General features: G+C 65.1%; 20 protein-coding genes, 1 tRNA gene and 1 pseudogene. 19 read left to right on the plus strand and 3 right to left on the minus strand.

Features of this window, described 5'->3' with window-relative positions; translation table 11 throughout:
* The first annotated feature begins 159 nt into the window (after positions 1 to 159).
* The 11 genes from QX051_RS09230 (at position 160) to QX051_RS09280 (ending at position 11,497) form a co-directional block, all read left to right on the plus strand.
* Positions 160 to 396 carry a hypothetical protein gene (locus QX051_RS09230; protein ID WP_315775874.1) on the plus strand — a complete coding sequence of 79 codons (237 nt, stop codon included), beginning with the start codon at positions 160 to 162 and terminating at the stop codon, positions 394 to 396.
* A gap of 454 nt (positions 397 to 850) precedes the next feature.
* Positions 851 to 2,467, plus strand: coding sequence for a porin (locus QX051_RS09235; RefSeq protein WP_315775875.1), 1,617 nt, complete (start codon positions 851 to 853; stop codon positions 2,465 to 2,467).
* A gap of 138 nt (positions 2,468 to 2,605) precedes the next feature.
* Positions 2,606 to 4,963, plus strand: a complete 2,358-nt coding sequence (gene gspD, locus QX051_RS09240; RefSeq protein ID WP_315775876.1) for a type II secretion system secretin GspD — start codon at positions 2,606 to 2,608, stop codon at positions 4,961 to 4,963.
* Positions 4,960 to 5,487, plus strand: a complete 528-nt coding sequence (locus QX051_RS09245) for a tetratricopeptide repeat protein (protein WP_315775877.1) — start codon at positions 4,960 to 4,962, stop codon at positions 5,485 to 5,487. Before gspD ends, QX051_RS09245 begins: the two co-directional genes overlap by 4 nt.
* A 113-nt stretch (positions 5,488 to 5,600) precedes the next feature.
* Entirely contained in the window at positions 5,601 to 7,274 is a 1,674-nt protein-coding gene (locus tag QX051_RS09250; RefSeq protein WP_409998079.1) for a GspE/PulE family protein, read from the plus strand.
* Between the two features lie 4 nt (positions 7,275 to 7,278).
* On the plus strand, positions 7,279 to 8,493 hold the full coding sequence (locus QX051_RS09255) for a type II secretion system F family protein (RefSeq protein WP_315775879.1): 1,215 nt from the start codon (positions 7,279 to 7,281) through the stop codon (positions 8,491 to 8,493).
* A gap of 18 nt (positions 8,494 to 8,511) precedes the next feature.
* Entirely contained in the window at positions 8,512 to 8,991 is a 480-nt protein-coding gene (gspG, locus tag QX051_RS09260; protein WP_315775880.1) for a type II secretion system major pseudopilin GspG, read from the plus strand.
* A 2-nt stretch (positions 8,992 to 8,993) separates the two neighbouring features.
* Complete coding sequence (locus tag QX051_RS09265) at positions 8,994 to 9,467, plus strand: prepilin-type N-terminal cleavage/methylation domain-containing protein (protein ID WP_315775881.1); 474 nt, start codon at positions 8,994 to 8,996, stop codon at positions 9,465 to 9,467.
* Positions 9,436 to 9,849, plus strand: coding sequence for a type II secretion system protein (locus QX051_RS09270; RefSeq protein WP_315782078.1), 414 nt, complete (start codon positions 9,436 to 9,438; stop codon positions 9,847 to 9,849). Before QX051_RS09265 ends, QX051_RS09270 begins: the two co-directional genes overlap by 32 nt.
* Positions 9,849 to 10,553: a prepilin-type N-terminal cleavage/methylation domain-containing protein gene (locus QX051_RS09275; RefSeq protein WP_315738698.1), complete on the plus strand. Its 705-nt coding sequence runs from the start codon at positions 9,849 to 9,851 to the stop codon at positions 10,551 to 10,553. Before QX051_RS09270 ends, QX051_RS09275 begins: the two co-directional genes overlap by 1 nt.
* Before the next feature lie 2 nt (positions 10,554 to 10,555).
* Positions 10,556 to 11,497, plus strand: a complete 942-nt coding sequence (locus QX051_RS09280) for a type II secretion system protein GspK (RefSeq protein WP_315776245.1) — start codon at positions 10,556 to 10,558, stop codon at positions 11,495 to 11,497.
* On the opposite strand, the gene QX051_RS09285 is transcribed toward QX051_RS09280, so the two are convergent.
* On the minus strand, positions 11,469 to 11,633 hold the full coding sequence (locus QX051_RS09285) for a hypothetical protein (protein ID WP_315775882.1): 165 nt from the start codon (positions 11,631 to 11,633) through the stop codon (positions 11,469 to 11,471). The two genes, QX051_RS09280 and QX051_RS09285, sit on opposite strands and share 29 nt — an antisense overlap.
* A 304-nt stretch (positions 11,634 to 11,937) precedes the next feature.
* On the opposite strand from QX051_RS09285, the gene QX051_RS09290 reads away from it, so the two are divergent.
* From QX051_RS09290 to QX051_RS09300, 3 genes are read left to right on the plus strand one after another with little or no spacing between them, the layout of a single operon-like run.
* Complete coding sequence (locus tag QX051_RS09290; RefSeq protein WP_315775883.1) at positions 11,938 to 12,597, plus strand: PilN domain-containing protein; 660 nt, start codon at positions 11,938 to 11,940, stop codon at positions 12,595 to 12,597.
* Entirely contained in the window at positions 12,594 to 13,151 is a 558-nt protein-coding gene (gspM, locus tag QX051_RS09295) for a type II secretion system protein GspM (RefSeq protein WP_315775884.1), read from the plus strand. The genes QX051_RS09290 and gspM overlap by 4 nt, the downstream gene beginning before the upstream one ends.
* A complete protein-coding gene (locus QX051_RS09300) occupies positions 13,148 to 13,828 on the plus strand; it encodes a hypothetical protein (RefSeq protein WP_315775885.1) in 681 nt (226 codons plus the stop codon). Before gspM ends, QX051_RS09300 begins: the two co-directional genes overlap by 4 nt.
* A 97-nt stretch (positions 13,829 to 13,925) precedes the next feature.
* Here QX051_RS09300 and QX051_RS09305 read toward each other — a convergent pair whose 3' ends face one another.
* On the minus strand, positions 13,926 to 14,228 hold the full coding sequence (locus tag QX051_RS09305; protein ID WP_315775886.1) for a hypothetical protein: 303 nt from the start codon (positions 14,226 to 14,228) through the stop codon (positions 13,926 to 13,928).
* Between the two features lie 575 nt (positions 14,229 to 14,803).
* On the opposite strand from QX051_RS09305, the gene QX051_RS09310 reads away from it, so the two are divergent.
* The 5 genes and pseudogenes from QX051_RS09310 to QX051_RS09330 all read left to right on the plus strand — a co-directional run.
* Positions 14,804 to 16,798, plus strand: coding sequence for a multicopper oxidase domain-containing protein (locus QX051_RS09310; RefSeq protein ID WP_315776246.1), 1,995 nt, complete (start codon positions 14,804 to 14,806; stop codon positions 16,796 to 16,798).
* A gap of 628 nt (positions 16,799 to 17,426) precedes the next feature.
* Complete coding sequence (locus QX051_RS09315) at positions 17,427 to 17,885, plus strand: FMN-binding protein (RefSeq protein WP_315715594.1); 459 nt, start codon at positions 17,427 to 17,429, stop codon at positions 17,883 to 17,885.
* Positions 17,866 to 18,756: an FAD:protein FMN transferase gene (locus QX051_RS09320; RefSeq protein ID WP_315775887.1), complete on the plus strand. Its 891-nt coding sequence runs from the start codon at positions 17,866 to 17,868 to the stop codon at positions 18,754 to 18,756. Before QX051_RS09315 ends, QX051_RS09320 begins: the two co-directional genes overlap by 20 nt.
* Positions 18,746 to 19,276, plus strand: coding sequence for a hypothetical protein (locus QX051_RS09325; RefSeq protein ID WP_315775888.1), 531 nt, complete (start codon positions 18,746 to 18,748; stop codon positions 19,274 to 19,276). Before QX051_RS09320 ends, QX051_RS09325 begins: the two co-directional genes overlap by 11 nt.
* 93 nt (positions 19,277 to 19,369) lie before the next feature.
* A pseudogene (locus tag QX051_RS09330) lies at positions 19,370 to 19,957 on the plus strand (tyrosine-type recombinase/integrase); the annotation flags it as partial.
* Positions 19,958 to 19,974: 17 nt separating this feature from the next.
* Here QX051_RS09330 and QX051_RS09335 read toward each other — a convergent pair.
* A tRNA-Ile gene (locus QX051_RS09335) sits at positions 19,975 to 20,047 on the minus strand.
* Positions 20,048 to 20,084: the final 37 nt, after the last annotated feature.

The following is a 20,084-nucleotide window of genomic DNA, read 5'->3' on the forward strand; positions in this document are numbered from 1 at the left end:
CGCCAACTGATTTGTTATCATTTCGAGAACCGCCGCTGTCGGTTCGCGTAACCGGTTTAGAATCCCTTTAAAGAAGCCGAGCGTCTTTCCGGTTTGACTGCCTTGATCGGAAACGGCTGGTATTCGCGTGCGTAGATGCGGCATCTCCATGAGAGAAGCATGCGGCGTCTTGCCGCAATCTCAGTCGCGATCACTTGCGGTTTTTCGTCGGATTCCATCGCTTCGTCCGAGCTGCGCCATCGCGCCAACGCAATTTCTTTCGGAGTAGGGCCGTCGCTGACGAAGTGTGACATCGCTTATTACTTCGCGATGCAAAGGCATGAATGCAGCTCTACGCTGCGCTACTCAGCGCTTCGCACGCCGGACATGAACCCAGCAGCAATTATCAATGACTGAAAACACTTAGCCAGATCTCGGCAGGGTCCGAGCGATTGGTAGGCCCAGCCGCGCCTCTGCCGCGCAACGAGCGCCGCCCAAGTGCTGACACGCGAGCATCCCCGACGAGCCCAAGTATCGACATCGCGGGCTTCTAGCGCGAATGGCTCGCAGTCGCGCACGAATTCTGTGCTCACGGCGGCGCGGGCGAAGGGGATGCACGTCCGCGCATCATCATGGGGAGGTTTGACTGATGGTCTTGATTAGCTGCAGCGGAAGGCGCGCAGATTGCTCCGCGTCTTCACACGACGGCGCTTTGAGTATTGGCAAAGGCGGCGGCCCGCTTCGCGGCCGCGACCGACTCCTGCCATCTCTGCTTGCCGCGGTATCGACATTGGCGTTGAGCGCGGCAGCAGCCCAGGCGGCCGAAGCCGGTTCGGCGCGGTCCACGGACGGGGCGGCCGTCAAAGCGCTGATGGCGAAGCTCGAGTCCATGGAGCAGCGCATCAACAGCCTTCAAGTCGAGCTCAAGGACGCCAAGGCAAAGAAGACGACCAGCGTCGGGCAGTCCGCATCACTTGCATCCCGCCGCCCGTCCGATCCGATGCCTCTGATCGGCGCCAAGGACGCGCGTGCCGGCGGCGCGAAGGCATCCGACAACGCGCAGGCTGCATCCAGGTTGCCGGTCGGCAATGCCATGGCGCTCGCCGACCCGAAGGACGTCAAGGCCAGTGGATCGAAGGCGGCTGATGCCGCACCATCGTCGTCCCCGGCATCACGGCTCGCGGCAGCGTTCGCCGATTCGGATTCCAAGCCGCGATTTCTCCCAGCAGCCGATCTGAAAGCGCCTGCGCCGCAGCCCAGCAGAGACCTGTTCGGTGCCGCGCCGTCGCCGGTCCCCGGCATGAAGATCGGCATGTACGGCGAGATCAAGTTCGGCTCGGTGCAAAATCCCGCAGCTAACGGTCAGTGGCAGAACGGCTTCGACATGGCCCGCCTGGTCTTGCTGCCGACCTATCAGGTCAATGACTCCATCACCTTCAACGCGGAGCTGGAATGGGAGCATGGCGGCATCGCGTTCGACAATGACGACAAGCTCCACGGTGCGGTCGAGGTCGAGCAGGCCTTCTTCGACATCAAGTTCAACGACCACTTCACCCTGCGCTCGCCGGGTATCGACCTGATCCCGATCTCCTTCACCAACCTGTATCACGAGCCGACGTTGTTCTACAGCGTGCATCGGCCGGAGCTCGCCAACGGCCTGATCCCGACGACCTGGTATGCGCCATCGGCGGGGTTTCATGGCAAGATCATCGATGGCTTGAACTACCAGTTCCAGGTCAGCCAGAGCGCGGAGGACTTCGGCGACGGATTCGATCATCGCGGTGACAATGGCCACATCAATCCGGGAGGCTATGAAGGCGGCATCAGCGGCTCCGAAGCGCTCGCGCTGTCGCGAGCGCCGATCGGCGACTATCGGCAGCTGAGCAACCAGCTCGCCTATACGCTCCGGCTGAGCTACACGCCATCGTTCCTCCCCGGCTTTGCCGGAAGCTCGGCGATCTATTATTCGCCGAACGTCACGCCGCGGGGCGCCTATGCGACGCTGCCGGACGGCAGCGAGGTTCCGCTCGGCAAGAACGCGATGACGATCTTCAATACCGAGGCTCGCTATCGCGTTCCGAACACCGGGCTGGAGCTGCGGGCTGAATATGCCCATGTAAACTTCTCCAATCCGGAGAACCTCCGCGCCAACAATGATCTCGTCGACGACAACAACGTCGGCAAGAACATGTGGGGCTATTCCGGCGAGATCGCCTACCACTTCAGGGCGCCGAACGACTACGACATCGTGCCGTTCTACCGCTATACCCGACAGAATTTCCAGACGTCTGGCATGCTCGGCTCCGATCTCACCAACGGCCTGAACAACATCACGGGCAGCGGTGACATGACGTTCCACGATGTCGGCATTGCCGTGTTTCCCAACCCGAGCCTTGTCTACAAGCTGAACTACACCAAGGTGATCGATCACAGCGCGGCGGGGGCGATGTCCGATCGGGTTCTCGCGGGCGTCGGCTGGCTCTGGTAGCCGACCGACGCGAAGCAGGGGCCGTGGCCTGACGGCAGCGGCGTCGCCTCGCAAGACACAGGTTGGAGCACCCGGGCGGAAAGCGACCGCTCTCCGTCCGGGTGTGCCTCGAAACGAAGAACGGACTCGGCAGATCGGGTGGGCGGGCGAGTGGTTGAGATTGCTGATTTGAGCGCAGGTTGGCTGCGATGCCGCACGCTCGCAACGCTGGTCATGACGTCGATCGCGTTGGCGGGCTGCAACCCGGCGACGCTCGGCAGCGATAGCCGCGGTGATGACGTGTTTGACAAGGTGGGCCGGATCGACCTTTCGCCGCGCTATCCCAGGCAGGCGATGCCGGAGCAGTCGCCGGCGGCGCGGCGCGCCCGTGCCGAAATCTATGGTGGCAACGACGATGCACGAGATGCCAGGGATGCGCGAGCGGAAGCGCCGGCCGCGGGCTCGCTTCCGATCCAGCAGGTGGCGGCGCATTCGCAGCCGGTTGGCAACGGGTTCGAGCTGAACTTCGAGAATACGCCGATCGCGACGGTGGCCAAGGTCGTGCTCGGCGACGTCCTCGGCGTCGGCTATACCATCGATCCAAGGATCCAGGGAACGGTCAGCCTGTCCTCGGTGCGCCCGGTCCCGAAATCGGACGTTGCCTACGTGCTCGAGAACGCGCTCCGGCTCTCGGGGACGGCGCTGGTTCGCGACAACTCCGGATACCGGCTGATTCCGCTCGGCGACGCGGTCGGCGCCGGCAACGTCGATCCCGCCGGAGGCTCGGCAGAGCCTGGCTACGGCATCTCCGTGCTGCCGCTGCAATATGTCTCCGCCCCGACACTGCTGAAGCTGCTCGACAGCTTTGCGCTCAAGCCGGGCACGGTGCGCGCCGACCCGGGCCGCAACCTGCTGCTGATCCAGGGGACCGGCGCCGAGCGCCGCACTGCGATAGATGCCGCGCTGAGCTTCGATGCGGACTGGATGCGCGGACAGTCGGTCGGGATCTTTCCGATCGTCAATGGCAATCCCGAGCCGATCGTCGCCGAGCTCGAGAAGATCATGGACACCGGCGACAGCGGGCTCGGCCAGAACATGGTCAAGTTCCAGACGGTCAGCCGGATGAATGCCGTCATGGTCATCAGCCGCAAGCCGGCGCTGCTGCATACGGCGGAGACCTGGATCAAGCGGCTGGATGCCGGCAACACGCTGCGCAACAGCGTCCATGTCTACCGTGTCAAGTATGGCGAGGCGCGCCAGATGGCGCGGGTGCTGAACGACATGTTCACCGGAAACGCGGGCAGCGCGGCCGAGGGATCGTCGACTGATCTCGCTCCCGGATCGGGAGCATCGTCGAGCTCGAGCAGCGAGCGGCTCTCGGCCGCCGGCACGACGGCACAGTCGGGCGGCTTCGCGAGCCAGCAGCAGGGCAACGCCGGCCTTGTCGCCAACCGCGGCTTCGGCGGGACGCCGCCACCGGCCCAGGCTGGGCTCGACGCGGGATCGGAATCGCGCGCAACGGGCACGGGCGGCAAGCCGCTCATGGAGGGCGTGCGGATCACGCCCGACGTCGTCAACAACACGCTTCTCATCTACGCGGACAGGGAAAACTACCGGCTGATCGAAGCCACCCTGCGTCAGTGCGATCGTCCGCAGCTGCAGGTCGCAATCGACGCGACGATCGCCGAAGTCACGCTCAACGATTCGCTGAACTACGGCGTGCAGGCCTATCTCACCAGCAAGAATCTCGGCCTGAAGCCCGACCAGGGGTCAGCGCTCAACACCACCTCGACATCGGCACCGGCAACGGTTGCCTCGGCCGCGGGAACGATCACCAACGCCTTTCTCAGCCGCGCCTTTCCCGGGTTCAATTTCCTGGTCGGCTCGGAATCCCAGCCGAGCGCGATCCTGAGTGCGTTGCATACGGTCACCGACGTCAAGGTGCTGTCCAACCCATCGCTGGTGGTGATCGATAACCAGGCGGCGACTTTGCAGGTCGGCGATCAGGTGCCGGTGTCGACCGGCAGCGCGACGGTGCTCACGACCAACAACACGGTCGTCAACACGATCGATTACCGCAACACCGGAATCATCCTGCGGGTCGCTCCGCGGGTCAACGAGAACGGCAACGTCCGGCTGGAGATCGAGCAGGAGATCAGCAACGTCTCGCCGCAGACCGCCAACAGCCTCACGCCGACGGTTGCGCAGCGCAAGGTGAAGAGTTCGGTGGCAGTCGCCAGCGGCCAGACCGTGCTGCTGGCCGGTCTCATCAGCGAGACCCATCAGGGCAGCCGCAGTGGTATTCCGGGGATCGACCAGATCCCGGGCCTCGGCGACCTGTTCAGCAACAACGACCGCAGCCGCGGACGGACCGAGCTGATCATCTTCATTCGCCCCCAGATCATCCGCGACGGCACCGACGCGCACTACGTCGCCGAGGAGCTGCGCTCCAAGCTGCGCGGCACGATCAGGCCGGTGTCGACGAGTGCGCTCCAGGCGCCGCGGAGCAATCGATGACGCGGCAAGCGACGACCGCCTTCGCCATTCTGGCGCTTGCCTTGAGCACCGCTCCGTCCGGCGCGCGGCCGAAGGGAGACGGATGGGCCGCGCTCGCGCATGGCGACTATGTCAGGGCGGCGGCGTTGCTGGCGCCGATGGCGCAGCGCGGACATCCGCGGGCCATGACCGCGCTGGGCTACATGTACGACAACGGGTTCGGTGTCCCGCAGTCCTACGAGGCCGCGGTCGAGCTCTATGCCGGAGCCGCTGAACGCGGCGATCCCACGGCGCAGCATCATTTGGGCCTGAGCTACGACAAGGGGCATGGCGTGTGCCGGGACCATGTGCTGGCCTACAAATGGCTGAGCCTGGCGGCGGCGGCCGCGCCTGTTCCCCTGCGCGAGCCTTATCTGCGAATTCGCGATGCGGTCGCACTCAAAATGTCACCCGGTCAGATCGTCGACGGTCAGCGCCTCGCGCTCGAATGGCGGCCGACACAGACGACCAGGGTTGGTGCGGCTGAATCGGGATCAGGTTTGTAGTTCTTCTAATCAGGTCATCGCAGAAGTGTCATCTTTGGCATCGACAACGAACCGTTCAACGATCCGGCCCTCGGCAATGAGGTGATCGACAACGATCCATCACGGGACGCGCCATGAGCTCGACTCCTCTTCTCCGATTTGCTGACGATCTGCAGGGTGGCGGAGGGGCGGACGGTCTCGCCGCTCGACCGGTCGGCGCGGCGCGCGAAAGCGCGGGGATGAGATCAACGGCGGCGACCGACGCCGCGGCTCCCGAATCCGCTGACGACATCGCGCGACAGCTCGGATTGCCTCGGATCGCGCTGTCCGAACTGCTGGCGTCCAAGCCGCTGGCCGAGCAGTTTTCACGGCGCTTCCTGCGCGAGACGATGGTCTTTCCGTTCCAATCCGCCGGGCACGGACCGTGCCTTGCGGTGGCCGATCCCCGCGACACCGCGGCTGCACGCGCCGCGGAGCTGGTGTTTGGCGGCGCGGTCGAGCTGGTGGTGGCCTCCACCGAGGACATCGCCACCGCGTTGAACCGGCTCGCGGGTGATGACGAGGTGCCTGCGCGCAACGAGGTGGCTGCGCCGCAACTGCGCGACGACGACATCGAAAGCCTGCGCGACCTCGCCACCGGAGCGCCGGTGGTGCGCGCCGTCAACGATCTGTTCGAGCAGGCGGTCGAACTGCGCGCCAGCGACATTCACGTTGAAGCGATGCGGAGCGGGTTGTCGGTCCGGATGCGCGTGGACGGCCTGTTGAAGCCGGTCCCTGAGCCGTCGGGTGTGCTGCCCCAAGCCGTCATCTCGCGCATCAAGATCGTCGCCGGGCTGAATATCGCCGAACGGCGCCTGCCTCAGGATGGCGCTGCGCGGCTCCGCGTCGGCCGCTTCGAGCTCGACGTGCGCGTTGCCGTGATGCCGACGCAGCATGGCGAGTCGGCGGTGATCCGGCTGCTGCCGAAGGACCGGGGCCTGCTCGCCATCGAGAAGCTCGGCTTTGCCCCGCACGACGATCGATCGCTCCGCCGCCTGCTGGCGCTGCCGCACGGCATGATCGTGATCTGCGGGCCGACCGGCAGCGGCAAGACCACGACGCTCGCGACCGCGCTGTCGATCCTCAACGAGCCGACGCGGAAGATCCTCACGATCGAGGATCCGGTCGAGTACGAGATTCCCGGCATCAACCAGTCGCAGGTCAGGCCATCGATCGGGTTGACCTTCGCCTCTGCCTTGCGGTCCTTCGTGAGGCAGGACCCGGATGTCATTATGGTCGGCGAGGTGCGTGACGACGAGACCGCCCATGTCGCGGTCCATGCGGCGCTGACCGGCCATCTCGTGCTGACCACGCTGCACACCGAAAACGCTGCGGCGGCGGTGCCGCGGTTGCTCGATCTCGGCGTCGAAGATTTTCTGTTGCGATCGACGCTCCGCGCGGTGATCGCGCAGCGGCTGGTGCGCCGGCTGTGCGAGCGCTGCAGGTCGAAAAGGATGCTGAGCGCCGCCGATCTCTGCGCGGACCCGCGCTACGCCGCGGTAGGCTTCGACGTCGGCGAGACGGTCTACGAGCCGGCGGGCTGTGAGAGCTGCGGCGGTACCGGCTATCGCGGCCGGCTCGGCATCTTCGAGGTCCTGGAGCTAACTCCGGAGATCCGATCGCTGATCCAGGGCACGGCCGATGCGGCCGTGATCGACCGCAGCGCCATTCTGAACGGCATGACCACGATGCTCGACGATGGCCTCGAAAAGTGCCGGGCCGGCGCCACGTCGGTCGCCGAGATCCTGCGCGTCACGACGTTACGGTGAGCCGGTGAGCAAATTCCGCTATCGCGCACTGACCGAGAACGGCGACTTGGTGCACGGCACGATCTCGGCCGCGACGGCCAAGGAGGTGATTGACCGGATCGAGTATCTGCGGCTGCTGCCGATCGAGACGGTCGAGGAAAAGGCCGCGAGCTTCGTCGCGCGCGACATGCTTGCGCTGCTCGGCGGTCCGACCCACGGGGATGTCACGACCTTCACGCGCGATCTGGCGCTGTTGTTGAAAGCCGGGGCACGGCTCGAGGAGTCGCTCGAACTGCTGGCCGGCGACGCCGATATCGGGCGCCTGCGTCCGATCATCGGCCGGTTGCGATCCAGCGTGCTGGCGGGAGAAAGTTTCGCCGAAGCGCTGTCGCATCATGCTGTGCAGTTTCCTGCGATGTATGTCGCGCTGGTGCGGGTCGGCGAGGTCTCGGGCACTCTCGATCACGTGCTCGACGTGCTCGGCGCCGAGCGGGCGCGCGCGGAAGCCATGCGTCGCAAGCTCAGTGACGCGATGCAGTATCCGTGTTTCGTGCTGATCGCCGCGTGTCTGGTGATGCTGTTCTTCTTCATCGTCGTGCTGCCGCAGTTTTCGGCCGTGCTGCGCGACTTCGGCGCCAGGACCGATGCCACCATCAACACGTTTCTGGACATCTCTGATTTTGTGCGCGGCAACGGCACGGCGATGGCGCTATCGGCAAGCGCGCTGATCGCTGTAGGTCTGCTCGCTTTCAGCCGCGCCGGCGTACGGGCTGCGGTGATTGCGCGGCTCTGCCGACTTCCGGGTCTTGCGACCGTGTTCCGGTCGTATCGCACGAGCGTGTTCTGCCGCAATCTCGCGATCCTGCTTGGCAGCGGGCTGACATTGACGGCGACGCTGCGCATCCTGGTCGACATCATGTCGGTCACCGGCAGCGGTGCAGCGTGGAACGCCGCCGCTGACCGTGTTCGTCACGGCGGCAAGTTGTCGGAGGCGCTGGCAGCGACCAACATCCTGCCGGCGATGGCGACGCGGATGATCCGGATCGGTGAGGAGACCGGACAACTGCCGATCCTCGCCGGCCGCATCGCCGAGTTCTACGAGGCGAAGCTGCAACGCGGCCTCGACCGGATCGTCGGCATCGTCGGTCCGGCCGCGATCATTCTCATCAGCACCGTCGTCGGAGGTCTCATCGTCTCGGTGATGACGGCGCTCCTGTCGGTGACGCAACTCGTCGGGTAGCCCAAGATGGACCATCGCATGAAACAGGCAGGGATCAGCGGCACCGCGCGGCGGAGACGCACCGCGCGCGACGACCCTCAGAGCGGCTTCACGCTGGTCGAGATGCTGGTCGTCATTGCCATCATCGGAATGATCATGGGTCTGATCGGACCGCGTGTGCTGTCCTCCCTGAACGAATCCCGGGTCAAGACGGCCCGGATTCAGATTCAGAGTTTTTCCAGCGCGCTCGATCTGTTCTATCTCGACACCGGCCGCTATCCGACCTCGTCGGAAGGCCTGACCGCGCTGGTCCGGCCCGCCTCGACCATCCCAGGCTGGGCGGGACCTTATCTCAAGGGAGGAAACGTCCCGAGCGATCCCTGGAGCCACGCTTACGTCTACCGCTCGCCCGGGCAGCATGTGCCCTACGAGATCGTGTCGTACGGATCGGACGGGCAGGAGGGGGGCGTGGATCTCGCCGCTGACATCTCCTCGTCGATGACGATCGGTGCCAGATAGCAATGAGGGGCCGTGACGGCTGCGAGGCCGGCTTCACTCTGATCGAGGTGGTGTGCGTGCTCGCGATCGTCGCGCTGCTGGCGTCCGTCGTGGTCCCCACCATATCGCGGCAGACCTCGCGGCCGCAACTCGAAGCCTATGCGGTCGAGGCTGCTGCGCTGTTGAAGGCCGATCGCAATGCCGCGATCAGGCGGGGCCTCGAGGTCACGACTCGCATCGATGCGCAGGCGCGGGCGCTCCGCTCGGGCGCGAACGGGCACGTCGTCCGCTTACCTGCGGACGTGCGGTTCGAGACGGTGCTGCCGCGCAGTTGCGACGAGCGGCCCGCCTTCGAGACCATCAGCTTCTTCGGATCGGGCAGGTCGTGCGGCGGCGTCATCACGCTCACCCATCTCGACGCCGGCTACCAAATTCGCGTCACTTGGCTGACAGGAAGGATCGAAGTTGTCTCAAACGCTGGTCTGTCGAAGCGATAGGGCGACAGCGGGATTCACGCTGATCGAGACGCTCGTCACGCTCGCGATCGTGGCGGTGTCGCTCGTCGCCATCGGTGCGCTCATGGGGTCCTCGGCGCGCGGCAGCAGGAAGCTGGAGCAGCACGTCGCGCTGGTACAGGCCGCCTACGACGCGCTGTGGCTGGCCTTTCCGTCGCGCCTGCCGCCGACATCTCCGACGCAGTCGGGGGAGGCGACGGCACATCTCTGGCGCGCGCAGGCGGAGCCCTTCCCCGTCGATATCGGCGCGCCGGGCGGCGCATCCGCCTGGATCCCGCAGAAGATCATGCTCCAGGTGCGATCGCCATCGGGCGCGACCATGGAGCTGGAAACCGTCCGGCTGTTCCGGAGGCGGGCCGAGTGATGACGACACGGGTCAACGATCGTCGAGCAGGCTTCACGCTGGTCGAAGCCCTCGTCGCAATGGTGGTGATGGGGCTGCTGGTCTCCGCGCTGTTCGCGATCACGGCGCAATGGCTGCCGAACTGGAATCGCGGTCTGCATCGCATCCAGCGCAGCGAATCGGTGAGCGTGGCGCTCGACCGCATTGCCGCCGATATCGCGGCCGCCGAGTTCATGAGGCCCGATGGACAGGCCAGGTCCGTTCTGTTCGACGGATCGGAGACGTCGATCACGCTCGTCCGAACGGCGCTCGGACCGCAGCGGGGCCGGGGTCTCGATGTGATCCGCATCGCCGAAAGCGGCGGTGGCGACGACGTGGCGTTGACGCGGACTCGCGCGGCCTTCGCACCTGGCAGTGTGTCCGCCTGGGAGTTCGCCGATCCGGTCGTGCTGCTGCAGGCGCCGTACCGGGTGTCGTTCGCCTATGCGGGGTCCGACCGGATCTGGAGTCCGTCGTGGCGCAATGCAGAGAAGCTGCCGGCAGCCGTGCGGGTGACGGTGCATGACGGAAGCCGCGGGAGCGCGCCATCGCTGTCGCGGATCGCGGTCATTCGTGTCTCGGCGCCGGCCGACAGCGTCTGCCGGCCCGCGGACACCAATTGCGACAGGCAGGCGCTTTCCGCCGATGCGACGGTCGGGCGTGCCTCCGCGGCATCGAAGCAATGATCATGTGCCGAGACAGCCATCCGCGAGAGTCTGATCCCGATGATCGGGAAGGTGGCTTCGTCCTCGTGGCGGTGCTCTGGCTCCTTGTCTCGCTCGCAGGACTCGCGGGAGCCCTGTCCGTCTATCTCGTCAGCACCGCCCAGCGGCTGTCGCTCGACGATGCGCGCCTGCGATCCGCCGCGCTGGTCCCCGCCGGCCTGGAGCTTGCGGCCTACAAATTGTTGGCGTTGCCGAAGCCGCAGCGCCCCGCTGCCGGGGCCTTTTCGTTCCGGCTCGATCATGCGCAGGTCTCGGTCGCGTTTCGGTCGGAAGCAGCTCGCATCGATCTCAATCATGCCTCCAAGCAGATGCTGGCCGCCTTGTTAGAGGGTCTCGGCGCGCGCGCTGACAGGGCCGGCGAATATGCCGAGCGGATCGTCGGCTGGCGAACGCCGCCGGCCGAGACCGGCGCGGACGCAGAGCGCGATCTCTACCGCACAGCCGGTGCGGACTACATGCCGCGCACCGCGCCGTTCGCCAATGTCGAGGAGCTTCGGCTGGTGCTCAACCTGCCGCCGGCGCTGGTCGACAAGGCGATGCCCTTCGTGACCGTCTTCAGCGGCCGCAGGGAGGTCGACCCGCTGGAGGCCGCCCCCGAAGTGGTGGCCGCGCTTCCCGGAATGACGCCGGATCAGCTGAAGAGCTTCCTCGAGCAGCGAGCCGGCCTGCGTCGAGACGTCAGGTCGCTCAACGCGGCGCTCGGTCCCGCACGCGCCGCAGCGACGCTGGAGGTCGCCGATGCCGTCCGCGTGTGGATCACGATCGGCTTTGACGGCGGTCGCCGGGCCGCAACGGAGGCGGTCATCCTGCTGGGCGATGGTGACGATCCTTACCGGGTGCTGTCGTGGCGCGATGACGTCGATGCTCCGGGGATGCTCAAACAAGCGGGGAGGGCGCCGAGATGACGATGTCGACGAGAGTGCGCCGCAAACTGGCGGCCTGGATCGGCTCTGTCGCCGAAACCATCGTCGCCGCGATCGGCCGGCTCAATATCAGGCCGGGGATTCGGCTGATCGAGACCGAACGGAACGTCTTCATCATGCGGATGGTCGCGCGGCCTCGGCGACCGGTCCCGCCGGATTATCGGGTTCGTCTGCCGGACGGCCACGAGGCCTGTCCCGCACTTCCCGAGAGCTGGAAGACAGTCCTGCGCGGCAGCCGGATCGAAGTGGTGCTGAGATCGGACCGCTTCCTGTGGCGGCCGCTGGATCTGCCCGAGCGGGCCGTCGAGTTTCTCGATGCCATGATACGCTCGCAGCTCGATCGGCTGACGCCGTGGTCGGCCGAAGAGGCCGTGTTCGGCAGGACTGCGCCAGTAGAGATATCGGGTGAGCGCATTCGGACCATGGTGATCACAGCACCAAGAGCGAAGCTGGATCCGCTCATTCGCCTTGCCGAGTCCTGGCGTGCCGGATCGATCGTCCTGTTTGCTGCGCCCGAGACGGCGCCGACGCCGCGTGACGACCGGCTCATTGCGTTCAGCGAAACGAGGCTGACCGAGCAGCGCTTGGAGGGAGCGCTCGACGTCGGCCGTATCAGTCGCGTCCTCACCGCGCTCCTGATGGTCGCCGCCCTCGCGGCGGCGCTGTCGTTCGCGACAACGAGCCTGCTGGGAGGACATCTGGACGAGCAGCAACGCCAGCTCGCGCAGAAGATCTCGGATCGGCGCGCAGCGCTGCGCCTCGATCTGCAAGGGGCCGACAGTGCCGCGCTGCGCGGCCTGATGCGACGCAAGCAGGAGACTCCCGCAGCGGTCGTGCTGCTGGAGGCGCTGTCCCGGATCCTTCCGGACAACACCTATGTGACCGAGTTGCGGATCGAGAAGGACAGGATGCAAATCGTCGGCATGACCCAGGACGCGCCGGCGCTGGTCAAATTAATCGAGCAGTCCGCGCACTTCACGCGCGCGACCTTCTTCGCACCGACCACACGGTCGGCCGATGATCCCGGCGAACGGTTCCATATCGAAGCTGGCATCAAGCCGCATTTTGGACTCGGCACATGAGCATCGCAAAATTCGTCACGGGCCGTCCCGCAGCGCCGTCGGTCGCCGCCGCCGTCTATGGCGGACTGCTGATCGTGCTGATCGCTGCGACGGCGCTGCCGATCAAGAGCGTGCTCGATCAGCGCAGCGAGGCGGCCGCGCTCACCGATACACTCCGCCTGCTGGACGCCCACAGCATGGCGGCTGCACATCAGGACGGCAACGGCGATGCCGGCCTGACGGGATCAGCCTTCCTCGAAGGACCGACCGTGACGGTGGCAGGAGCTGCCCTGCTGCAGCGCCTCGGCGACGTGGTGACGCGTCATGGCGGCAGCGTGTCGTCGTCGCAGCTCGATGTGCAGGGTCAGCGGGCCAAGGACGGTCATATCAGCGTGAACGCAAACTTCGAGACCCCTCAGTCCGCCCTGCAGCCGATCCTCTACGATCTGGAGGCCGGCATGCCCTGTCTGTTCGTCGATGAGCTGGTGGTTGAAGGGAACGCCCCCTCGGCGGCCTCCGGCGGAAAACTGCGCGTGCTGATGACGATCTCCGGACAGTGGCAGGGCCCGCAATGAGCAGTCTCGCCAAGCTTTGCATGATCGGCTGTTGCAGCGTTCTGGCGGTGGGGTCGGCGTTCGGCATCGCTCATTCGACCGGCCTGGACGTCTCGGAAGCGGTCTCCGCCGAACAGCCGAGCGGATCGGCGCAAGCCTCGTCCATCGCGCAGCGACCGCCGTCGCGCACCGGCAACCCATTGTGGGGCATTCCGCTCGAGCAGCTGTCGGCAACGCGCGAACGCCCGCTGTTCTCGCCGTCTCGCCGCCCTCCGCCGACCGATGTCCCGCCGCCGGCCGTCGTGGCCGCTCCGGTGGTGCAGGAGCCGTCCGTTCCGGAACGGCCGCAGCTCGCGCTCGTCGGCACCGTCGTGAACGGGGACCGCGGCCTTGCCGTGTTCGTCGATACGAGCAGCAAGACGCCGTTGCGGATCAGAACCGGCGCAGACTATCGGGGTTGGACGCTGCGTCTCGTCGAGGCGAGATCGGTCACGCTGCAACGGGGCGAAGACGTCACCGTTCTCACGCTGCTGCCGACGCCGGCCCAGCCGACAAATTCAGCTAACGAAAGCTTTGCGCAGATGCCGTCAACCCCCACGGCGCCTCCGCTGGCTCAAGCAGGGCCGCCCTTTCTGTCGCCTGAGTCCAGGCTACTTCGGATGCATCAACGCCAACGTTCGGGACGCCGCCAATTGTGAGGATGGATCCGATCTGGATCGAGGTGCGACGGTGGACGCCGGACGGCCGCACCGGCATGCCCCGATCGAAGCCGATGCGGCTGTCGGTCGGTGGCGCTCAGCGCTTGCACAATCCGCTCGTCAGCACCCATCCCTTGTCCGTGAGAGCCGCGGAGACGATGTCGAAATACAGGCGCTTGTCCGGATCGTCCTCCGACACGAACGAGACCTGGCACAGGAAACGGCCGCCCTCGTCGCCCTTGTCGCAGGTCGCCTCGACGATCTTGAGGCCCATGTCGTGGCGGACTCCGGATGACGGCGCCTCCTGCTCATAGGCCTTCTGGATGATCTCGGTGGTCGGTGCTCCACAGGCCATGCCGGTCACGTTGCAGGCCCATGCGAGAACAACAGCAAGCAGCATCGTTCGGTCTCCTCGGAGCGGGGCACTCACAAACATGTCCGGCAGCGTTCACGTCCGACACGATCTCATGAGCTTCATGGCGAGCTACGAGAGCTGGTTGTCGTTTTTGTGTCGCTGCTGTCCGCCACGCGCACAACGCAGCCGGCTGGATGTGTAGTTAGATCGATTCTTAAACGCCGGTCGGCAATTCTCACAAAGCGAAAGAAAACGTCACAAAGGAGCCACCCGACGTAGCGACGAAGGCGGAGGGGGACGATGCGGCAGATCGGCTGATGAGTTCGGACTGCTCATTCGAATTACTCATCCCGGGGACGGTGATCGTTCCTACCGGTGTATCTCGAGCCAGATGGGGATCAGGCATGTTAGTTGGGCGTGTGCGCAAGCCAACTCTGCGATTACTGACATCGGCGGCCGCGATGTTGGCCGGTTTGACCGTTGCGGGTCCTGCGGCGCAGGCCCATGATCTGGCCGAGCCGACGGTGTTCAGGAGCTGGCACGGCGTGCTCGATCTGCTGATGATCGCACGCCCCAAGCCGATCTCGACGATCACCTATGCGCCCCCTGGGGGCTCGCCGATGAACCCGACCGGCTGGGTCTACGAGATCTGTCGGCGGCCCGCCTCAGGCGACAAATGTCCGGCCGGCGCCGCGGTGGCGGACTACGGTGGCGTGCGACTTGCCCTGCAGAAGGGGGATACGCTGAAGATCAGGCTGGTGAACCAGCTGCCGCAGCTCGACCCGGCCAAGGTGAATCACAACACCGATCCCGGTCAGGCCAATTTGTTTCGCAACCCGACCAACCTTCATACCCATGGGCTGATCGTCGAGCCGCGCGCGCCGACGCTGACCGACCAGACCTTCGGGGACTACGTCTTCGTCCAGATCTTCAATTCGGCCAACGGCATGCCGGTGCCGCAGACCACCCACCAGCACGGCTCCAACAAGATGGACTCCGCGGATTTCCGCATCGAGATTCCGCGCAACCACCCGTCGGGCCAGTTCTGGTTTCACCCGCACATCCATGGCATTTCGCTTAACCAGGTCTCGCAGGGGCTGGCCGGCATCATCTCGGTCGGCGAGGTCTCGGACTACGCGCATGGCGATGCCAGGCATTCGCCGTTTCCGGACGCGAGCGTGCGCCATCTGATCCTGAAGGATCTTCAGGTCGCGCCCGGCGGCCCGGTGCAGTTCGACGGCGGTCCGGTGGACGTCCAGCCGGGCGAGGTGATCAACCAGCAGGATCCGGGCTTCTGCGCCCAGTTTCCGGCAGACAGCTCCGAAGTGCGTGAAGGGTCGTGCCCGGGCGTCGATCTGTCGGCCGATGGCGGCTCCAACTTCTCCGGCGGCAAATGGTTCTTCACGGTCAACGGCCAGACGTTCCCGAAGATCAAGGTCACCGATCCCGATGGCGAGATCTGGCGGCTCACCAATGCGTCCGGCAGCCTGTCCTACAATCTTCAGCTGACCGATGACGAGACGCAGAAGCCGATGGTCATGCAGCTGATCTCGGTCGACGGCGTGAGCGTGAACCTGCCGCAGGATACGACGATGGACACCATGGTTCGTCTCGGCGGCGCCCGCTTCAGGGTCGTTCCCTGTCCGCCGTCGCCGACGTCGGGCTTCCATTCGAAGCCGGTCTGCGTCACCCAGATGGTCATGATGCCGAGCTCGCGCACCGAAGTCTTCGTCACCTATCGCGATCCCGCGACGGGTGCGATCGCCAGCCTCGGGCGGTCTGCCTCCGCGACCTTCAAGATGGCCGGACTGACGATGGGCAGCGGCGATCAGTGGCCGGCGGTCGATCTCGCCAAGGTGCACTTCCACCAGCGCGGTTGGCGCAACCACATCGCCTACGCCATGGACATCAGGGGCGACGCCTTGGCGACCATGCAGCCATCAGGCATCCTCGATGCCAAGGTGCCGTATGCGAACGCTGCACCGCTGCGTGCCGGCTGCCGTCCGCTGCCGGCGGGACATCGCCGCCGGATCTTCTTCGGCATCGCCGACCTGACCGACGACGGCACCTTCGGTCTCGGCTATGAGGAGGTCGATCAGAACGGCAACCCGGTGCCCGGCACCCAGCTTCCGGTGAGCCAGTTCGACCCGTCGCAGAACATCGTCTGCCTACCGCTCGCGCCGGGACAGCGCCCCGTCCACGAGACCTGGGAGCTGGTGCAGCTGTCGACGGAAAATCACAACTTCCACATTCACCAGACGCGCTTCCGGACCGTCAACAGCAAGGCGGGGGAGAACACGCCACTATCAGTATCGCTGAACAGGAGCATCGGCGGGGGCATGCTGCAGGACAACGTCCCGCTCGGCGTCGCGACTCCGAACGTCCCGGAAGTAATGGAATCCCAGAGCGGGGTCTGCAGCATCGAGCAGTGGCGGAACGGGCAGTGCACGTCGAAGCCCGTGGTGATTGATATCCCGTTCTCACAGGTCGGCGAGTTCGTCTATCACTGCCATATTCTCGAACATGAGGACGGAGGCATGATGGCGAAGATCAAGGTCGTGCCCTCGCCCTATGGCGGCAATCCATGGGAGGCAATGAACCAGATGCCGTGGTAGTTGCGGCAGCGGTCTTCTGCCATGTCGTTCACGAGGTCGGCGCCACATCTGCGGCGCCGACCTTCGTTTGTGCGCAGCGATGCTCTTGCGCGGCCGCCTTACCGCCGCGAAGGACGATCGCCTGCCAAACGCGACGCGCTTTCCAGGTCCGGTTCGAAGAAGGAATTACGCATTTTGGATCGGTCTAAACGGCTGCAAACGTCTTTGCATGACTTTGAAATGTCAGGCTCGCGTGCCGCAAGCTGCACGAGCGCGGTCCCCGCGATGTGGCGATCTGCAGCAACATTGTTATTCCTCAGCCGCTCCGGCAAATCGCCAACATCGACGCGGCAATTCGCCGCAATCGAAACACTACTCTCTCGACTGACATTCGGAGCCATTTGCAGCGCGCTTGGTTGCGAACGTCGCAAGGACGGAGGCAGACCCGCGAACGGGTAGGGCTGTTGCCGAGGCAAAGTGTGATCGATCGCTCGGGTTCATTGTCGCACTGAACTGGATGGTTCGGAGCGTCGCTGCTGCCGTTTAGACGGCTTCGCAGGAGAGGTTGACAGCGATTGATGCCCTGAGAAGACGAAAATGCGTTCGGCGAGGGAGGGCGTACCATGGAAACAAAGTTGAGGTGGACGAGATGAGCGATTGGTTGAAATGGACGGCGCCCGCAGTGGCCGTCATGTCGATCGCCGCGCCGGCCCATGCCATTCAGTACATGAGCGTCGAAGAGGCGCAGAAGGCCGCTTTTCCGGGAGCCAGCTTTTCCGAAGTCCAGCCGGGCAGGGTATGGAAGGCGAGCAATGGCGGCTACTTCTATTACGATCACGTCGTCGGCAAGCACCTCCTGATCGACTACACGGTTGCCGTCGGACCCGACGGGCGGGTGCGTCGCGTCGACATTCTGAACTATCGCGAATCCTATGGCGGCGAGGTGCACGATGCCAGCTGGCTCGGTCAGTTCGTCGGCAAGAGCAGTCAGAACGAGCTTCGCATCAACTCCGACATTCGCAACATCTCGGGCGCCACGCTGTCCTCGACCCACTTGACCGAGGGCGTTAAGAAGGTGCTGTCGTATCATGCCAGCCACTTCCGCTAGCCTTCGACGAGCACGGGCTCTGCTCGGGACATTCGTCGAGATCGACGTCACGGATGCACACCGCTGCGATGCGGAGAATGCCGTTGAAGCTGCGTTTTCCGCGGTGACCGACGTGCATCGGCTGATGAGTTTCCACGATCCCGACAGCGACGTGTCGCGGCTGAACCGCGCGGCATCGAGCGGCGTTGTGAAGGTGCATTCCTGGACCTACGCCGTGCTGAAGATGGCGCTCGATGTGACCCATCACTCCGACGGCGCCTTCGACGTTGCCGTCGCCGGCGCGGGAAGGCCGTCTGTGGGCTCGACGGCGCAAGCGGATGTCCCGCAGTCGACTGCGATCGAGTTGCTCGCCGACGACCGCGTCCGTTTCCGCGATTCCGCCGTCAAGATCGACCTCGGCGGCATCGCCAAGGGGTTCGCCGTGGACCGCGCGATCGCGGCGTTGCAGAGCCGCGGCGTGCGCTCCGCAATGGTCAATGCAGGTGGGGACCTCGCCGCCTTCGGGCCCGATGCTCGCATCGTCCACATTCGCGACCCGCGTTTCCCAGACAGGCTTTTGTGCCAGGTCGAAGTAAGCAATGGGGCGCTCGCGTCGTCGGCGCGCCGCTTCGACCCGTTTCGATCGATGGAAACAATGGATACAGCGGTCGTCACGCCTTCGACCCGGCTGCCCACAGGGGTGGCCCACGGCGCCACCGTGAGCGCGCCAACCTGCATGGTTGCCGACGCCCTCACCAAGGTCGTGATGGTGGCTGGCCAACAGGCTGCGGCGCCACTGGCGCGCTTCCAGGCGAGCGCGATGTTGATTGCGGCGAACGGCGCCATTCATACGACACCGGACTGGCAAGGAGTTCACCAGCATGCGGCTTAAAGGCTTGTTTCGGTTCGCCCTCTACGGAATTCTCGGACTCTTGTTCGCCAGCGGGGCGCTGTGGATCTATGCCGATCAGATGAAGACCCGCACGGAGCTGGACAGCGAGATGTGGCAGCAGGCCGCCGCATTCCTGCTGAGCATGCATGGCGGAACTGCAATGGTGACGCTGATGCTGCTTGGGGCGCTCGGTCCCGTGCACGTCCAGCGCGCGTGGCGTGCCGGGAAGAATCGAGCGACCGGTATCGTCAGCCTCGCGATGTATGGTCTGCTCATCGCGACGGCGTTCGGGCTCTACTACGTCGGATCCGAAGCGCTTCGGCCCTGGATCAGCACGGTCCACATTGCGTTCGGGCTCGGCGTTCCGGCTGTCATCACCGCCCACATCATCGTCGGCCGCTCGAGCGTTGTCGCCACGGCTCAGTCCGTGCGGCCACAACGTGCGACCTCTCCGACCCTGGTTCCTGCCGACGCGCCTGCCGATGCCGATCTGGTCAACGTCATGAGCAAGGTAGGTTGACCGCATCCGGCGTTGGGCCGAGCAGGTCTCCATCCCGGCAACGACTTCCTTGCTCGCAGTTGGCCAGTCGCCGCATGGAGGAATTCTCCGAGCCGGCGGCCGCTGCGCCATATCGCCCGTTTCTTGCTGATCGGGTTGTACACTGGTACGCGCGCTGGGGCCATCGCGTCGGCTTCGCCTGAGCGCGACGGAGGCCGGTCATTCGTCGATCTCGATCGGGGGATCTTCTATCGCCTCGCGGAGGGCAAGCGAGCGACTAACAAGCGGAAGCCTCCAGTACCGATACCAGGACGGCTTTTGGCGCACATGCGGCGCTGGACGCGGCGCGGCGCAGTGCGTTCGCACTTCGTCGAATGGAACGGCCAGCCGGTCAAATCCGTCAAAACTGGATTTGCGACCGCGGTGCGGCTGTCAGGGCTGTCGCTGAGGGAGGGGAATATCTCGCCGCACACGCTGCGCCACACGGCAGCGACGTGGCTCATGCAGAGGCGCGCCGACCCCTGGCAGGCCTCAGGTTTTCTCGGAATGTCGGTCAAGGTACTGCTCGACACATATGGCCATCATCATCCGGATTACATGCGCGAGGCCGCGGCCGCGATTACGTCAAAGGACCGCAAGCAGAACGTATCGGTGGTCGAAACAGTGGTTGACCTGGAGAGGCACTTGGCCCGCAAGCCGTAAACTATTGACTTTGCGAGTGGGCCCGGCAGGACTCGAACCTGCAACCAGACCGTTATGAGCGGTCGGCTCTAACCATTGAGCTACAGGCCCCGCGGCGCGGAGGTCTTGCTGGCGGCGGGCAGGAGCG

Source organism: Bradyrhizobium sp. SZCCHNR1053, assembly GCF_032381235.1.
GTDB lineage: Bacteria > Pseudomonadota > Alphaproteobacteria > Rhizobiales > Xanthobacteraceae > Bradyrhizobium.

Bases quoted from the DNA above. Each gene is read 5' to 3' on its own strand.
- QX051_RS09230 (WP_315775874.1), top strand. From the start codon at position 160: ATGCGGCGTCTTGCCGCAATCTCAGTCGCGATCACTTGCGGTTTTTCG.
- QX051_RS09235 (WP_315775875.1), top strand. From the start codon at position 851: ATGGCGAAGCTCGAGTCCATGGAGCAGCGCATCAACAGCCTTCAAGTC.
- QX051_RS09245 (WP_315775877.1), top strand. From the start codon at position 4,960: ATGACGCGGCAAGCGACGACCGCCTTCGCCATTCTGGCGCTTGCCTTG.
- QX051_RS09250 (WP_409998079.1), top strand. From the start codon at position 5,601: ATGAGCTCGACTCCTCTTCTCCGATTTGCTGACGATCTGCAGGGTGGC.
- gspG (WP_315775880.1), top strand. From the start codon at position 8,512: ATGAAACAGGCAGGGATCAGCGGCACCGCGCGGCGGAGACGCACCGCG.
- QX051_RS09265 (WP_315775881.1), top strand. From the start codon at position 8,994: ATGAGGGGCCGTGACGGCTGCGAGGCCGGCTTCACTCTGATCGAGGTG.
- QX051_RS09275 (WP_315738698.1), top strand. From the start codon at position 9,849: ATGACGACACGGGTCAACGATCGTCGAGCAGGCTTCACGCTGGTCGAA.
- QX051_RS09280 (WP_315776245.1), top strand. From the start codon at position 10,556: ATGTGCCGAGACAGCCATCCGCGAGAGTCTGATCCCGATGATCGGGAA.
- QX051_RS09285 (WP_315775882.1), bottom strand. From the start codon at position 11,633: ATGATGAAGACGTTCCGTTCGGTCTCGATCAGCCGAATCCCCGGCCTG.
- QX051_RS09290 (WP_315775883.1), top strand. From the start codon at position 11,938: ATGGTGATCACAGCACCAAGAGCGAAGCTGGATCCGCTCATTCGCCTT.
- gspM (WP_315775884.1), top strand. From the start codon at position 12,594: ATGAGCATCGCAAAATTCGTCACGGGCCGTCCCGCAGCGCCGTCGGTC.
- QX051_RS09300 (WP_315775885.1), top strand. From the start codon at position 13,148: ATGAGCAGTCTCGCCAAGCTTTGCATGATCGGCTGTTGCAGCGTTCTG.
- QX051_RS09305 (WP_315775886.1), bottom strand. From the start codon at position 14,228: ATGCTGCTTGCTGTTGTTCTCGCATGGGCCTGCAACGTGACCGGCATG.
- QX051_RS09310 (WP_315776246.1), top strand. From the start codon at position 14,804: ATGAACCCGACCGGCTGGGTCTACGAGATCTGTCGGCGGCCCGCCTCA.
- QX051_RS09315 (WP_315715594.1), top strand. From the start codon at position 17,427: ATGAGCGATTGGTTGAAATGGACGGCGCCCGCAGTGGCCGTCATGTCG.
- QX051_RS09320 (WP_315775887.1), top strand. From the start codon at position 17,866: ATGCCAGCCACTTCCGCTAGCCTTCGACGAGCACGGGCTCTGCTCGGG.
- QX051_RS09325 (WP_315775888.1), top strand. From the start codon at position 18,746: ATGCGGCTTAAAGGCTTGTTTCGGTTCGCCCTCTACGGAATTCTCGGA.